We start from the raw sequence: 14644 nt of genomic DNA on the forward strand, positions 1-14644 counted from the left end.
CCCGGCATAAGCGGTTGGTAATTGAACCGCGACTGGTCTAATCAGCAAAGAGTAGAGAAGGTGGCGTCGGACGACATGAGCAACGACTTCCAGACAGATAGCCGCCAATTGCTGGCGCGGCTGCGTACGGCCATGGCCGAAGAGACCGCAGGCCAGGCGCGTCTGGACATGATCACCCACCTCATCGCCGATTCCATGAAGACGGAGGTGTGTTCCGTCTATCTGTTCCGCGATTCCGAAACGCTGGAGCTTTGTGCGACAGAGGGCCTGAAGCCCGAGGCGGTCCACCAGACGCGGATGCGCCTGGGCGAGGGTCTGGTCGGTCGGGTTGCCCGGACCGGGCGCACGATCAACACACCCGATGCGCCGTCAGAACCGGGCTTCCGCTACATGGCGGAAACCGGGGAAGAGATCTATTCCTCCTTCGCCGGTCTGCCGATCCAGAGGCTGGGCGAAAAGCTGGGCGTTCTGGTGGTTCAGTCCAAGGTGGCACGGCGGTTCTCCGAAGACGAGATCACGGCGCTGGAAGTGGTTGCCATGGTGCTGGCGGAAATGGCCGAGCTGGGCGCCTTTATCGGCGAAGGCGCGGCGCTGACGGCCCTGCATACCAAGCCGGTGGTCTTTCGCGGCGCGACCGGTCAGGAGGGCACGGCGGAGGGCCATGTCTGGCTGCACGAACCGCGCGTGGTCATCACCAACCCGATCGCCGACGACCCGCACCGCGAACGCGAGCGGCTGCTGGATGCGGCGGAACAGCTGCGCGATGCGGTGGATCGCATGGTCTCCGGCATCGCCAATGGCGACAAGGAGCAGCTGGAGGTTCTGGAAGCTTACCGGATGTTCGCCAACTCCCGCGGGTGGATGCGGCGGATGGAGGAGGACATCGCCCGCGGTCTGTCCGCCGAGGCCGCCGTGGAGAAGGAGCAATCCACCGCCCGCGCCCGAATGGAGGCGATCACCGACCCCTACCTGCGCGGACGGCTGCACGACCTGGACGATCTGTCAAACCGGCTGCTGCGCATCCTGTCGGGTCAGGGCAAGGAAACCGGCGCGGATATGCCGCCCGACCCGATCCTGGTGGCGCGCAATATCGGCCCGGCGGAGCTGCTGGACTACGGGCGGTCGCTGCGGGGGATCGTGCTGGAAGAGGGCTCCGTCGGGTCGCATGCCGCCATCGTGGCGCGGTCGCTGGCGATCCCGCTGATCATCCATGCAGACCGGATCACAACCGAGGCGCTGAACGGCGATCATATCATGCTGGACGGGGACAATGGCTCGGCCCACCTCCGGCCCGAGGATACCGTCGTCACCGCCTTCCGCGACAAGATGGCGATGGAGGCCAAGGCGCAGGAGCGCTACGGCTCGATCCGGGACATGCCCACGGTGACGGCCTGCGGCCAGCGGGTGCACCTGATGATGAACGCCGGTCTGATGGCCGATCTGCCCTCGCTCAAGGGGTCGGGGGCCGAAGGGGTTGGTCTGTTCCGGACAGAGCTGCAGTTCCTGATCCGCAACCAGATGCCGCGCCGGTCTGAGCTGTCGGCGCTCTATGCCAAGGTAATGGACAGCGCGGGCGGCAAGAAGGTGGTCTTCCGCACGCTCGACATCGGGTCGGACAAGGTGCTGTCCTACATGAAGCCGACGGACGAGCCGAACCCGGCGCTTGGCTGGCGGGCGATCCGCGTGGGCCTGGATAAGCCGGGGGTGATGCGGATGCAGTTGCAGGCGCTGATCCGGGCGGCCTCTGGTCGGCCGCTGTCGGTGATGTTCCCCTTTGTCGCGCAATATGACGAATATCGCGCCGCCCGGGCGGAGATGGACAAGGCGCTGGAGCGGGAACGCATCCTCGGCCATCCGATCCCCGAAAGCCTGGAGCTGGGCGCGATGCTGGAAACACCCAGCCTCGCCTATGCGCCGCGACGCTTCTTCGAGGAGGTGGGATTCCTGTCGATCGGGGGCAACGACCTGAAGCAGTTCTTCTTTGCCGCTGACCGGGAAAACGAACGGGTGCGGCGGCGGTATGACACGCTCAACGTGTCCTTCCTGACCTTCCTGCAGGGGATCGTGGATCGCTGCGCCGACACCGGCACGCGGCTGAGTTTCTGCGGCGAGGATGCCGGGCGGCCGGTCGAGGCGCTGTGTCTGGCGGCCATCGGTTTGCGCACGCTGTCGATGCGGCCGGCGTCGATCGGGCCGGTGAAATCCCTGCTGATGCGGACCGATCTTGGGGCACTGCGGCAGGTGATCGAACAGGCGCGCGAGGACGGTCTGCAATCGGTGCGCGGCCCGGTGATGGAGTTCCTGCGCTCGTCGGAGGGGTAGGCATGCCCCGGCCTTGCGCCGGGGCCTCGGGGGGGCGGCAAGGGTCAACGGGTCGCGCGGAACCGCGAGGTCCCGGCGCGGGGGCCGGGACATGGGGGAAGGTTCGGAGCGGAGGGCCAAAGGTCTGCCCCGGCCTCGCGCCGGGGCCCCGCGCAACACGATCACACAGCGGGCAGCGAGGTGACCACTGAATGTCGGGGGATCTGCGGGTAAGGATCCGTTTCCACCCATGGCCAGCGGGGTCCCGGCGCGGGGGCCGGGACGGTCGTGTCAGGCGCCCTCGAAGTCACACAGTGTGACTAGCGGTATCCCGAGCGATTGCAGCAGCTTGCGCCCGCCCAACTCCGGCAGGTCGACGATGAAGGCGCAGCCGATGATCTCTCCGCCCAGACGTTCGACCAGCTTGATCCCGGCCTCCGCCGTGCCACCGGTGGCGAGCAGGTCGTCGACGATCAGCACGCGCTCTCCGGCGGCGATGGCGTCGTCGTGCACCTCCACCCGGGCCTGTCCGTATTCGAGCGTGTAATCCTGTCCGATCACCCTGCCCGGCAGTTTGCCCGCCTTGCGCACCGGGACAAAGCCGGTCGACAGCTGATGCGCCACCGCGCCGCCGAGGATGAACCCCCGCGCCTCCAGCCCGACGACCTTGTCGATGCGCTGCCCGGCGAAGGGGGCGACCATCTGGTCGATGGCCATGCGGAAGCCGCGCGGATCGGAGAAGAGCGTCGTCACGTCGCGGAACATGATCCCCTCGTGCGGGAAATCGGGGATGGTGCGGATGTAATCCTTGACCGTTCTCGTCATCTCAGCCTCCCAGAACCCGGCCCGCCACGGTCGACAGGCGATGGACCAATGCCCGGTCGCGTTTGTCCGGGGCGGTCAGAATGGCGAACTCCAGCGCCCGGTCGCAGCCCTGGGTGCAGGCGGGCGGCATCAGGGCGGGCAGTGCGGCGATCATCTGGCGGGCATGGTTCGAATTGGCGGTGAGCGTGGCGATGATCTGGGTCACATCGACCTCCCCGTGATCGGGGTGCCAGCTGTCATAATCGGTGACCATGGCCACGGTGGCGTAGTGCAGCTCCGCCTCGCGGGCGAGCTTGGCCTCGGGCATGTTGGTCATGCCGACGACATCGCAGCCCCAATGCTCGCGGTACATCCGGCTTTCGGCGAGGGAGGAGAACTGCGGCCCCTCCATCGCCAGGTAGGTGCCGCCCTCATGGACGGTCACGCCGGCGTCACGGGCAGCCTGTGCGGCCACCGCACCAAGGGCGGTGCAGGTCGGATGGGCCATGGAGACATGGGCGACGCAGCCGGAGGAGAAGAAGCTCTTCTCGCGGTTCACGGTGCGGTCGATGAACTGATCGACGATGACGAAATGGCCCGGCGCCATCTCCTCCCGGAAGGAGCCGCAGGCGGAGACCGACAGCACATGGGTCGCGCCAAGCTGTTTTAGCGCGTCAATATTGGCGCGGTAGGGGACATCGGTCGGGCTGTGCACATGGCCGCGTCCGTGGCGCGGCAGGAAAGCCAGGCGCAACCCGTCCAGCGTGCCGGTGAGGATCGCGTCGGAGGGATCGCCCCAGGGCGTGGTGACACGGTGCCAGCGTGCGTCCTGCAGCCCGTCGATTTCGTAAAGGCCGGAGCCGCCGATCACGGCCAGCATCGGTTCTGTCATTTTGCAATCCCCTGTTGCCCCGGCATTTCTGGCGTGTCTGAGGGCGGAGGACAAGGCGGCTGTGGGCAGGGCTGCGCGATAGTTCCGGGGACGGGGCTGGGGTGTCCATATATAGGCGCGACCGTGGGCGAGCCATCGCGGTATATTCGGTCGCCTCTACGCCTATCTATTAAGACCAACTCCGATCAAGCGTCCCGCCGCACCGAAGGTGCGCCAAAATAGGCTGGCACGCCTTTGGCGTGACGGGCGGCGCTGCCCTCATCAAGGAAGACAGATCAGCGTGAGCCAGGTTAAGCCGATTGCGCGTATTGCGCCCATGTTTTCCAGCCATGTGGGACGCAGAGAAGCGCCCCTATTCCCCCGCCGCCTTCGCCAGCGCGGGGCGGATGTCGTTCTCGATGACCCGCTGCGTCACCGGGCCGGCGAAGCGCAGCACGATATTGCCTTCGCCATCAATCACATAGGTTTCCGGCACGCCGTAGAGGCCCCAGTTCAGCGCCATGCGCCCATTGGGATCGGCGCCGCCCGCATCATAGGGGTTGCCCAGTTCCGCGAGGAAGCCGAGCGCCTTGTCAGGCTGGTCCTTGTAGTTGACGCCGAGCACGGTGATCCCCTCTTCGGCCAGTTGCGTCAGGCTGGGATGTTCGACGCGGCAGGGGGCGCACCAGGAGGCCCAGAAATTCACCAGTTTCACCTCGCCGTCGCGCAGCGTCGCGTCATCGAACAGGGCCATCTCGCCAAGCGGGGTCAGTTCGACCCCGGGGGCCTGCTTGCCCGCGAAGGCCGTGGGCAATTGGTCGGGATCCTCGCGCTGAAGCCCGACAAGCATCAGTACCGCCAGACCGCCGAACAGCACCGGCGGCAGCATCATCAGCGGAGATATTCTAGCCATCGCGTTTCACCCGCGCCTCGACCTCGCGCAGCGCCCGGAGCGCGCGTTTCGACCGCCAGACACTGACCGCCACCAGCGCCGCGATCAGCGCCAGCGAGGCCCCGTAGGAGGACAGGACGGCGCCTGCGTATTTGCCCAGATCGGGGATCATATCATCCGCTCCCGCGCCAGAAGCGCCCGGGTGCGCCGTGCGCGGATTTCCGTCCGCGTGCGCAGCAGCACCAGGGCAATGAAGAGAAGGACAAAGCCGCCGATGGTCATCAGCAGCGGGTAGTAGAAGACATCGGCCACGTTCTCCTCCTTGTCGAGGGAGAGGGAGGCGCCCTGGTGCAGACCCTGGTTCCAGAAATTCACCGCATAACGCGACAGGATCGCAAAGACCGAGCCGACGATGCAGAGGACCGAGGTCAGATCGGCGGCGGTGTCGTCATTCTCGATCGCGGCCCAGAGCGCGATGTAACCGAGATAGAAGAGGAAGAGGATCAGGAAGGAGGTCAGCCGCGGGTCCCAGGCCCACCATGTGCCCCACATCGGCTGACCCCAAATGGCCCCGGTGACCAGTGCGATCACGGTCATCACCGCGCCCACGGGTGCGGCGGCGCGGGCCGCGAGGGCGGAGACATGGTGCCTCCGGATCAGCCAGATCAGAGAGGCGGCCAGCATCATCAGCCAGGTGTTGATCGCCAGCAGGGCCGAGGGGACATGCAGGTAGATGATCTTGACCGTGGAGCCCTGCTTGTAGTCGTCCGGAGTGAAAAAGAAGCCCCAGACCAGCCCCACGACCAGCGAGAGGGCGGCCAGGACAGCCACGGGCGGCAACACCACGTCGACGGTCCGCGTGAATTTCTTCGGATTGGCATATTCCCAGATCGAGCCCATGCGCCCTCTCTATCTCCTCAGATGGGGGCGGCAAATCACATTACCGCAGGTTCATCCTCAATACCGCCGCGCTGGCAAAGGGCAAGAGGGCGAGGGCCACGCAGCTGACCGCCGCCAGCAGGACCAGCGGGGTTTCCAGGGCCAGGCCGGTGGCCCCGGCGCGCGCGACCTCTGCCCCGAAGATCAGCGTCGGGACATAGAGCGGCAGCACCAGCAGCGACATCAGCAGCCCGCCGCGTTTGATCCCCACGGTCAGCGCCGCGCCGAAGGCCCCGATGGCCGACAGGGCCGGCGTGCCGATGGCCAGCGAGATGACCAGCCAGACATAGCCCTCTTCGGGCAGGGACATCAGCACGCCCAGAACGGGGGCGGCCACGACCAGCGGCAGGCCGGTGGTGACCCAATGGGCCAGGGCCTTGACCGCCACCACGCCTTCCAGCGGCAGGGGGGAGGTGGCCAGCAGGTCGAGCGATCCGTCCTCGCGGTCCAGCGCGAAGATGCGGTCCAGCGACAGGAGGCAGGCCAGAAGTGCGCCGATCCAGAGGACGCCGGGGGCGATCCGGGCCAGCAGGGCGACCTCCGGCCCGACGGCGAAGGGGACCAGCACGACCACGATCAGGAAGAAGGCAAGGCCCAGGCCAAAGCCGCCCCCTGCCCGCACGGCGAGCCGGATGTCGCGGACGAAAAGCGCGATCACAGGAAGGCCTCGTCATAGTCGCGCGACACCTTGGCGCGGGCGCGAAACGGGGTCAGGTCGATCACCCGGACCTCCAGCCCCATGTCGATATGCGAGGCGATGATCGCGCTGCCGCCCCGGTCAAGATGGGCGCGCACGACATCGCCGAAGAGCTGCACCGAGGCCTTGTCGAGACTGACGGTCGGTTCATCCAGCAGCCAGATTGGCCGCCCGGTCACCGACAGCCGCGCCAGACCCAGGCGTCGCTTCTGCCCGGCAGAGAGGCTGCCCGCCGGGCGGTCGCGCAGCTCCTGCAGGTCGAACCCGTCCAGCGCCGTCTCGATCCCCTCGGTGCCATGGACCTTGGCCCAGAAGGAGAGGTTTTCGGCCACGGTCAGCACCGCCTTGATGCCGTCGGCATGGGCGGCATAGGTCATCGCCTCCACATCCGGGACGATCACCTTGCCGCTATAGGGCGGTTGCAGCCCGGCCAGGGTGCGCAGGAGGGTGGTTTTGCCCACGCCGTTCGGGCCGGTCAGCACGATGACTTCGCCGGGATCAACGGCAAAGTTCACGCCCTCCAGCACCGGCAGGCCCCCGCGGGCGACGCCCAGATCCACGACCTTGAAACTCATGCTTCGGCCCTATCCGATTTGCCCCGTGCCGCAAAGCGCCAAGTGGCGCAACATGCTACGACACCTCCGCAGTACGGGGCAAAGTCCGAGGGTTGAGACCGCGACCGGATGCCCCCGAGGCGATGCATCGGGGGTCTCGGGGGTTGCTGCATTGCAGCGCATCCGGTATCGGGGCGCATCAGCCATCCCCCATAAGGCTCAATACCATGCCCCGGACCCTCCTGGCCTCTTTCGCCAACCGTATCACCATGCCCGACCTGCGGATCTCGCAGGGGGAGAAGATGACCCCCGGCCGCATCCGGATCGAGCTGCTGGCAGGCCTGACGGTTGCGCTGGCGCTGGTGCCCGAGGCGGTGGCCTTTGCCTTTGTCGCCGGGGTGCATCCGCTGGTCGGACTTTATGCGGCCTTCCTTGTCGGGCTGATCACGGCGATCTTTGGCGGGCGGCCCGGCATGATCTCCGGCGCGACGGGGGCGCTGGCGGTGGTCATGGTGGCGCTGGTGGCGGAGCATGGGGTCGAATACCTTTTTGCCACGGTGGTTCTGATGGGCATTCTGCAGGTCTTCGCCGGGGTGATGAGATGGGGCAAGTTCATCCGACTGGTGCCGCATCCGGTCATGCTGGGTTTTGTCAACGGGCTGGCCATCGTGATCTTTCTGGCGCAGCTGACGCAGTTCAAGGTGCCCGGCACGGTGGAAAGCACCGGCCATGGCGCGGGCGGGGGCGAGTGGCTGACCGGCGCACCACTGCTGATGATGCTGGGCCTCGTGGCGGCGACCATGGCAATCATCTGGGTCATGCCGCGCATCACCAAGGTCATTCCGGCCCCGCTGGCGGGTATCGCGATCACCGCGGGCGTGGTCATCGCCTTCGGGCTGGATGTGCCGCGGGTCGGTGATCTGGCCTCGATCCAGGGCGGGCTGCCGCCGTTCCACATTCCGGCCGTCCCCCTCACACTGGAGACGCTGGAGATCATCCTGCCCTATGCGGTGATCCTGGCGGCCATCGGGTTGATCGAAAGCCTGCTGACCCTGAACCTCGTCGGCGAGATGACAGGCCAGCGCGGCGGAGCCAGCCAGGAGTGCGTGGCGCAGGGGGCCTCCAACATCGTGACCGGGTTCTTCGGCGGCATGGGCGGCTGTGCGATGATCGGCCAGTCGATGATCAATGTGAAATCCGGCGGCCGGACCCGTATCGCGGGGATCGCGGCGGCGCTATTTCTGCTGATGTTCATCCTCTTTGCCTCGCCGCTGATCGAACAGATCCCGCTGGCGGCGTTGGTCGGCGTGATGTTCATGGTGGTGATCGGCACATTCGCCTGGAATTCGCTGCGCATCCTGGCGCGGGTGCCGATGACCGATGCGGTGGTGATCGTGTTGGTGACCTGTGTGACGGTCTATGCCGACCTTGCGGTGGCCGTCGTGGTGGGCGTCATCGTGTCGGCCCTCGCCTATGCCTGGAACAACGCGCGGCGCATCCATGCGACATCGTACCGGACGCCGGAGGGGGCCAAGGTCTACCAGATCCAGGGGCCGCTTTTCTTCGGCTCTTCCGACGGGTTCGTGGAGCTCTTCGACCTCAAGGAAGACCCCTCGCTGGTGATCGTGGATTTCGCCGACAGCCGCGTGGTCGATCAGTCGGCGTTGCAGGCGATCGAGGCGGTGGCGGCGAAATACGAGGCGGCGGGCAAGAAGATCCAGCTGCGCCACCTGAGCCGCGACTGTCACCAGCTGCTGACCAAGGCCGGCCATCTGATGGTGGATAGCGCGGATGACCCCGATTACGGGCTGGCGGTGGATTACGACGTCCGCACCGGGATCCTTGGCGGGCACTGAGGCCTGCGGGACCTCGCAGTCGATGGATGCAGACAGGCCGCCCGGGGGACATCCGGGCGGCCTGTTTATTTTGGACTATGTCGGATACGAGCCTGCGGCCGTCAGGCGCCCAGAGCGATCCCCGTCTCGGCCCCCTCGGCGATGTAGGCGTCGAACCAGCCCCGGTCGGCCTCGTACCCCAGCCCGACAACCATGTCGTGCAGGGCGGGAAAGCGGGTGAACTGGTCGATGATGCGTTCGCGGTGATGCGGGGCGCGCCATTTCTCGACCCTGGGCGCATCGGCGGGGCGGACGCCTGCCAGATCGGGGCCGTGGCTGTCGATCTCACGCGTGTGGTACTGGCTGAAATCGCCGGTGAACTCCAGCTCCAGCCCGCCGGACAGAAGGGTCTGCACCCGGCGGGGTTCGGCCACGAGGTGTTCGTATTTCAGCATGACAACCCCCTGCGGCAACCGGTCGGAGGTGGCGATATCGGCGATCCTCTGATGCGTTTCCAGCAGGCCGGGCAGGATCTGCTGCGGCCCGCCCTGGGCGGCGACGAAATAGCTGCGGTCGGCGGAGCAGACGTGATCGTCGGGCAGGCGTTCGTCGAAACTGGTCAGGATATCGCGTGGGTCGCGCAGCATGACGATGACATCCAGCCGCTTGCGCCCCTCTGCGGCCTCGACGATGCGGTCGAAGTCAAAGAGGTCATATCCGCGCCGGGAACAGGTGTTTCCGGGCATATGGATCACCGCGCGCGCCGGAAACTCCGGCCCCGGAATGTTGAACCCACGCAACGTCCGCTGCAACATGCTGTAGAGCAGGGAACTGCCTGCGCGCATGTGCCCGGTCACCAGAATATGCCTGTTCATTCCCGCCATCCGTTCTTCTTGGTCTTATGACGGAGATTGGCGTGGCGGGTTTCGCCGGGGTTAAAAACGGCGGGATATGTGTCGAGGGGGTCACCCTCTGTTGCATATTTGCAGGTGACCTGACGGCATGGCAGTCAGCTGTCAGTCGTCGGGCCGCGCGAGGGAGAAGACCTCGCGGATCACCGAATAATCGCGGTAGCCAAGCCGGGTCAGGGGCTGGAACTTTGTCACGTCGAACAGGCCATCGGTCAGGCAATCGTCGCGCATATGCACACCGATCACCTCGCCCAGCACCAGGCGGTTGGTCTGGCCCTCGAGGGTCACGATCTGCGTCATCCGGCATTCCAGGGCGGCGGGCGCATTGGCAACGCGGGAACAGGGGATCAGGGTGCAGTCGGCCTTTTCGATCCCGGCATGGGTGAATTCATCGGTCCCGGCGGGCAGCGTGGCGGAGGTCTTGTTCATCACGTCGCGGGCGGCGTATTCGACGATATTGACGCAGAAATACCCGGTATCGCGGATGTTTTCCGTGCTGTCCTTGCCAAAGGCGCGATCCTCCTTGCCGGAGGTGGAGGCGAACATGACCTGTGGCGGCGTATAGGCCACGGCATTGAAGAAACTGTAGGGCGCCAGGTTGTCCGCCCCGTCCGTACCCCGGCTGGAGATCCAGCCGATCGGGCGCGGGGTCACGATGGCGTTGAAAGGGTTATGGGGCAGGCCATGGCCGTCCTTGGGTTCGTAGAACACGCGCGTTCCTCCTGTTTGCCCTGTTGGTATCGCCATGTTACTCCGCCTGAAACCCCGAAAACGGAGAGGAGTCGGGCGGGTTGTTCACCCTCACGGAAGAAACCGCCGACGACTGGTGGGAGGTCGAGGCCCTCTATGACCTCTGCTTCGCGCCGGGGCGGGAGGCGCTGTCCTCCTACCGGCTGCGGGACGAGGTGCCCAAGGTGGCCGAATTGTGCCTTGTGGCGCGCGATGGTGATGGCACCGTGGCCGGGGCGATCCGGTATTGGCCGGTGCGGGTCGGCAGGGCGCGGGTGCTGTTGCTGGGCCCGGTCGCGGTCCACCCGACGCATCAGGGCGAGGGGCTGGGCGCGCTGCTGATCGCGGAGTCACTGAACAAGGCGCAGGCGGAGGGCTGGGCGCGGGTGATGCTGGTCGGAGATGCCCCCTATTACGCGCGCTTCGGGTTCGAACGCCTGGACGGGGTGGAAATGCCGCCGCCGACCAATCCGGACCGCGTGCTGGGGTTGGCCCTGACCGACGGTGCCTGGACGGGCGTCGCGGGGCGGGTGATGCGGGATCTGCCCCCTGCCCCTTGATCCGCAGGCGCGGCGACCAAATCTATTCCTCACGAGAGGAGTACCCCCATGACAAAGGCCCGCCCGAAGGCGATCCGGTCACAGCTGCTGGACGATCCGACCGAACCGCCGATTGACATCGAGGCGGAGCTGGACGCCCTGGCGCGGCGGTATCGCCGTGCGGGCGGTCCGGGGCTGCAGGTACTGAACCTCATCGGCGACAATGCCGAGGGGCTGTTGAAGCGCCTGCCGACCGAGGTGCGTGGGCGGTTGGACCGTGCAACGGAGTCCGCGTTGAGCTCGGCCATGCGGGCCGCCAGCGGATCGCGGCGCGTGGTGAAGGATCAGCCGGATTGGCTCAACCGCGCGGTCACGACCGCCATGGGTGCGGCGGGCGGGTTTGGCGGATTGCCAAGTGCCATGGCCGAACTGCCGGTCACGACGACGGTGCTGCTGCGGATCATTCAGGGCGTTGCGCAGGACCACGGGTTCGATCCGGACAGCGAGAGCGTGCAGTTCGACTGTATCCGCGTCTTTGCCGCGGCCGGCCCGCTGGAAGAGGACGATGGCGCGGACCTCGGGTTCTACATCGCGCGCGGCACGATCACCGGGGCTGCGGTGCAGGGGCTGATCGCGCGGGTTGCCCCACGGCTGGCGACGGTGCTTGGCCAGAAGCTGGCGGCGCAGACCGTGCCGGTTCTGGGCGCGGTGGCGGGGGCGGCGACGAATTTCGCCTACACGAGCTACTATCAAGAGATGGCCCATGTGCATTTCCGCCTGCGCAAGGTCGCGATCGAGGCCGATGTGCCGCCGGAGGAGCTGATCGCCGGGCTGCAGAAGAGGCTGGCGAAACCGCGCATCCGCGAGGTGTAGGGCGGGGCGGGTTTGGTGCTTTGGTGAGAGGCGCTGCTGATACAGACGCCCTATCTCGCCCGCAGCACCGCCCCGGGGTTCATGATCCCCTGCGGGTCCAGCGCCTGCTTGATGGCGCGCATCATCTCCAGCTTCACCGGATCGCCGTAGCGTTCCAGATCGTCGGTCTTGAGCCGCCCGATCCCGTGTTCGGCGCTGACCGACCCCTCCATCTCATGCACCAGATCATGCAGCATGGTCTTCACCGCCTTGGTGTGCTGCCGCCACTCCGCCACCGGTTCCCCCTTGGGCGGAAAGACGTTGTAATGCAGGTTGCCGTCGCCCAGATGGCCGAAACAGTTGATCCGGAAGGGGCCCATGCCCGCGACCTGCTGCGAGGCGCGTTCGATATAGGCGGGCAGGTTCGACAGGGGCAGGCTGATGTCGTGGGAGGAGACGGAGCCGATCAGGCGGTTCGCCTCCGGGATCTGTTCGCGGACCTCCCAGAATTCGTCGGCTTGCGCCCTGTTCTGGGCGATCAGCGCGTCGCTCACCAATTCCTGCTCCCAGGCTTGGGCAAAGATCGTCTCCAGCACCTCTTGCGGGTCGAGACCTGCGGGCAGGCCGAGGTCGATCAGCACCATCCAGTCCGGCGCGGGGTCGAAGGGGCGGCGGATCTGCGGCAGAGTTTCTTGCAGAAAGCGCAGGCCCTCGCCCGCGATCAGTTCGAAACTCGACACGGCCTCACCGACCTGAGACCGCGCCAGCGACAGCAGTTCCAGCGCGGCGCGCGGGGAGGGCACCGCGGCCAGCGCCGTCCCCTGCCCGGCAGGCACCGGGAAAAGTTTCAGCGCGGCTGCGGTGATCACGCCAAGCGTGCCTTCGGACCCGATCAGCAGGTTGCGCAGGTCATAGCCAGTGTTGTCCTTGCGCAGCCGCGTCAGCCCGTTCCAGATGCGACCGTCCGGCAGCACCGCCTCGATCCCCAGGCAGAGGTCGCGGGCATTGCCGTAGCGCAGCACGTTCACGCCGCCCGCATTGGTCGCCAGATTGCCGCCGATCCGGGCGGAGCCTTTGGCGGCAAGCGACAGGGGGAAGAGGCGGTCCTCCTTGGCGGCGGCGGTATGGATGTCCTCCAGGATCACCCCGGACTCCACGACCGCCACGTTTTCCACCGGGTCGACCTTGCGGATCGCGGTCATGCGTTCCAGCGACAGCAGCAGCGGGGCGGGGCCGTCCGGCATGATCTGCCCGCCGACCAGCCCGGTGCCGCCGCCATAGGGCACGACGGGGACACGGGCGGCATGGGCCGCCTTCAGGATGGTTGAGACCTCCTGCACATCGCCGGGGGCGAGGATCAGCCCGGCGTGGCCGGCCCAGGTGCCGCGCGGCTCTTCCAGATAGCGCGGGGCGGGGTCGCGGAAGGAGCGCGGGTCCAGCTGGTCGCGCAGGCTGTCGGCAAAGGCGGGATCGGCAGGTCTGAGTGTCATGGGGGAAGTGCTAGCACCAAGGTGCCCGGCCGCCCAGATTATTCGTCACGCAGCCAGGCCGGTTGCAGCACGATCACGGTCCGGCGCTGCGGCAGATCGCGGAGGGAAATCACCAGCTCGCTTTCCTGCCGCAGGTCGATGTCAAACTCGTCCTGTACCCCTTCGAGGAACCATTGAAGCGACGCGCCGGAGAACCAGTGCATCGGCAGGACAATGGAGGATTTCAGCCGTTCCACCACCCGCACCATCGACTCCGTGTCGAGAGTCATGCCCCCGTCCACCGGCACCATCACCACGTCAAGCCGCCCGATGGCCGCGTATTGTTCCTCGTTCGGTTCGTGGTGCAGGTGGCCGAGATGACCGATGCACAGGCCCTCCACCTCGAAGATGAAGATGGAATTGCCGTTCTCCTCCACCCCGCCCATGGAGCGGATGTCGGTGGAGACGTTGCGGATCAACATCTCGCCCAGGTCGAGGTGATGATCCGCCGCCTCGCCATAGGTTTCGGACCAGCCGCGCAGGACATGTTTGATCGCGGGATCGGGCGCGCCGGTGTAATGGCTGGTATGGGCGTGGTTCATGGTGACGATATCGGGGATGAAATCGACGTTGCCATGGTATCCGGCGTAATCGGTGATCGCCGAAAGGCCGCCTGGCGTCTGGATCAGGTAGGAGCTGTGGGTGACATAGGACAGCCGCACCGCATAATCCGGCACCGGATCGCGGAAGGACGCCTTCTGGATATAGTCGATCCCCGGGGCGGCATCGGCGATGGCGATGCAATGGCTCATCCGGCCCTGACCGGCGGCGGGCAGGGCAAGGAGGCTCAGACCGAGGGCAAGGAACAGGCGGCGCATGGCAGAATCGTAGCATAGGCCCGCCGCTGGCCGCCGATCACATTCGCGTAGGGCGTGCCAGAATGCGCATCGCGGGCTGGTTCTGGTCAAAAATGCTTCGGCGGCGAGACATGTCTTCGCCGTTTCAGATTTCCCCCGACGCAAAACTCTGCTGGTTTCTAGCTGGTGCCCGAGGGTCAGGAAGCACACCTTCCGCACTCTTGTTTCATGCTGTTTTTGGTTAGATCAAGTTTGACCACAGGGCAGCGCCGCCCCATGGGGGCGGGTCGGCGCTGCCCGGCGTTTCCGCCGGGCGGGACATCAAATCGGTGTATCGCGTGAGTCTTCGAAGATTGAGGCCGCGAGGCAGTTCCGTGCACAAGAGAGTTCGGCA

15 protein-coding genes are annotated in these 14644 nt (G+C 66.3%); 4 read left to right on the forward strand and 11 right to left on the reverse strand.

Annotated elements, in window-relative coordinates; all coding sequences use genetic code 11:
• The first annotated feature begins 75 nt into the window (after nt 1-75).
• Nucleotides 76-2322 (forward strand): phosphoenolpyruvate--protein phosphotransferase, encoded by a 2247-nt coding sequence (gene ptsP / locus ACFC2Y_RS04220; RefSeq protein WP_375175303.1) that lies wholly within the window; start codon nt 76-78, stop codon nt 2320-2322.
• 270 nt (nt 2323-2592) lie between these two features.
• Here the strand turns inward: ptsP and ACFC2Y_RS04225 are convergent, their stop codons facing one another.
• The 7 genes from ACFC2Y_RS04225 to ccmA form a co-directional block, all read right to left on the reverse strand.
• Nucleotides 2593-3126: an adenine phosphoribosyltransferase gene (locus tag ACFC2Y_RS04225; protein ID WP_375175302.1), complete on the reverse strand. Its 534-nt coding sequence runs from the start codon at nt 3124-3126 to the stop codon at nt 2593-2595.
• Nucleotide 3127: 1 nt separating this feature from the next.
• On the reverse strand, nt 3128-3997 hold the full coding sequence (locus ACFC2Y_RS04230) for an S-methyl-5'-thioadenosine phosphorylase (RefSeq protein ID WP_375175301.1): 870 nt from the start codon (nt 3995-3997) through the stop codon (nt 3128-3130).
• A 352-nt stretch (nt 3998-4349) separates the two neighbouring features.
• Nucleotides 4350-4889 (reverse strand): DsbE family thiol:disulfide interchange protein, encoded by a 540-nt coding sequence (locus ACFC2Y_RS04235; protein ID WP_375175300.1) that lies wholly within the window; start codon nt 4887-4889, stop codon nt 4350-4352.
• A complete protein-coding gene (gene ccmD / locus ACFC2Y_RS04240; protein WP_375175299.1) occupies nt 4882-5040 on the reverse strand; it encodes a heme exporter protein CcmD in 159 nt (52 codons plus the stop codon). The genes ACFC2Y_RS04235 and ccmD overlap by 8 nt, the downstream gene beginning before the upstream one ends.
• Complete coding sequence (locus ACFC2Y_RS04245) at nt 5037-5768, reverse strand: heme ABC transporter permease (protein WP_375175298.1); 732 nt, start codon at nt 5766-5768, stop codon at nt 5037-5039. The genes ccmD and ACFC2Y_RS04245 overlap by 4 nt, the downstream gene beginning before the upstream one ends.
• 40 nt (nt 5769-5808) lie before the next feature.
• Complete coding sequence (ccmB, locus tag ACFC2Y_RS04250; RefSeq protein WP_375175297.1) at nt 5809-6465, reverse strand: heme exporter protein CcmB; 657 nt, start codon at nt 6463-6465, stop codon at nt 5809-5811.
• A complete protein-coding gene (gene ccmA, locus ACFC2Y_RS04255) occupies nt 6462-7079 on the reverse strand; it encodes a heme ABC exporter ATP-binding protein CcmA (RefSeq protein WP_375175296.1) in 618 nt (205 codons plus the stop codon). Before ccmA ends, ccmB begins: the two co-directional genes overlap by 4 nt.
• A 206-nt stretch (nt 7080-7285) precedes the next feature.
• On the opposite strand from ccmA, the gene ACFC2Y_RS04260 reads away from it, so the two are divergent.
• Nucleotides 7286-8914: a SulP family inorganic anion transporter gene (locus ACFC2Y_RS04260; protein ID WP_375175295.1), complete on the forward strand. Its 1629-nt coding sequence runs from the start codon at nt 7286-7288 to the stop codon at nt 8912-8914.
• A gap of 101 nt (nt 8915-9015) precedes the next feature.
• On the opposite strand, the gene ACFC2Y_RS04265 is transcribed toward ACFC2Y_RS04260, so the two are convergent.
• Entirely contained in the window at nt 9016-9768 is a 753-nt protein-coding gene (locus ACFC2Y_RS04265) for a hypothetical protein (protein ID WP_375175294.1), read from the reverse strand.
• A gap of 141 nt (nt 9769-9909) precedes the next feature.
• Complete coding sequence (locus tag ACFC2Y_RS04270; RefSeq protein ID WP_375175293.1) at nt 9910-10515, reverse strand: flavin reductase family protein; 606 nt, start codon at nt 10513-10515, stop codon at nt 9910-9912.
• A gap of 80 nt (nt 10516-10595) precedes the next feature.
• Between ACFC2Y_RS04270 and ACFC2Y_RS04275 the strand changes: the two genes are divergently transcribed.
• Both ACFC2Y_RS04275 and ACFC2Y_RS04280 read left to right on the forward strand, forming a co-directional pair.
• Nucleotides 10596-11093 carry a GNAT family N-acetyltransferase gene (locus ACFC2Y_RS04275; protein ID WP_375175292.1) on the forward strand — a complete coding sequence of 166 codons (498 nt, stop codon included), beginning with the start codon at nt 10596-10598 and terminating at the stop codon, nt 11091-11093.
• A 48-nt stretch (nt 11094-11141) separates the two neighbouring features.
• Nucleotides 11142-11945 carry an EcsC family protein gene (locus tag ACFC2Y_RS04280; protein ID WP_375175291.1) on the forward strand — a complete coding sequence of 268 codons (804 nt, stop codon included), beginning with the start codon at nt 11142-11144 and terminating at the stop codon, nt 11943-11945.
• 50 nt (nt 11946-11995) lie between these two features.
• Here ACFC2Y_RS04280 and ACFC2Y_RS04285 read toward each other — a convergent pair whose 3' ends face one another.
• Nucleotides 11996-13414, reverse strand: a complete 1419-nt coding sequence (locus tag ACFC2Y_RS04285) for an FAD-binding oxidoreductase (RefSeq protein ID WP_375175290.1) — start codon at nt 13412-13414, stop codon at nt 11996-11998.
• 38 nt (nt 13415-13452) lie between these two features.
• Entirely contained in the window at nt 13453-14271 is an 819-nt protein-coding gene (locus ACFC2Y_RS04290) for an MBL fold metallo-hydrolase (protein WP_375175289.1), read from the reverse strand.
• Nucleotides 14272-14644 lie beyond the last annotated feature (373 nt).

The sequence above is a fragment of the Pseudooceanicola sp. genome, from assembly GCF_041987405.1.
In the GTDB taxonomy this organism is placed as follows: domain Bacteria; phylum Pseudomonadota; class Alphaproteobacteria; order Rhodobacterales; family Rhodobacteraceae; genus Pseudooceanicola.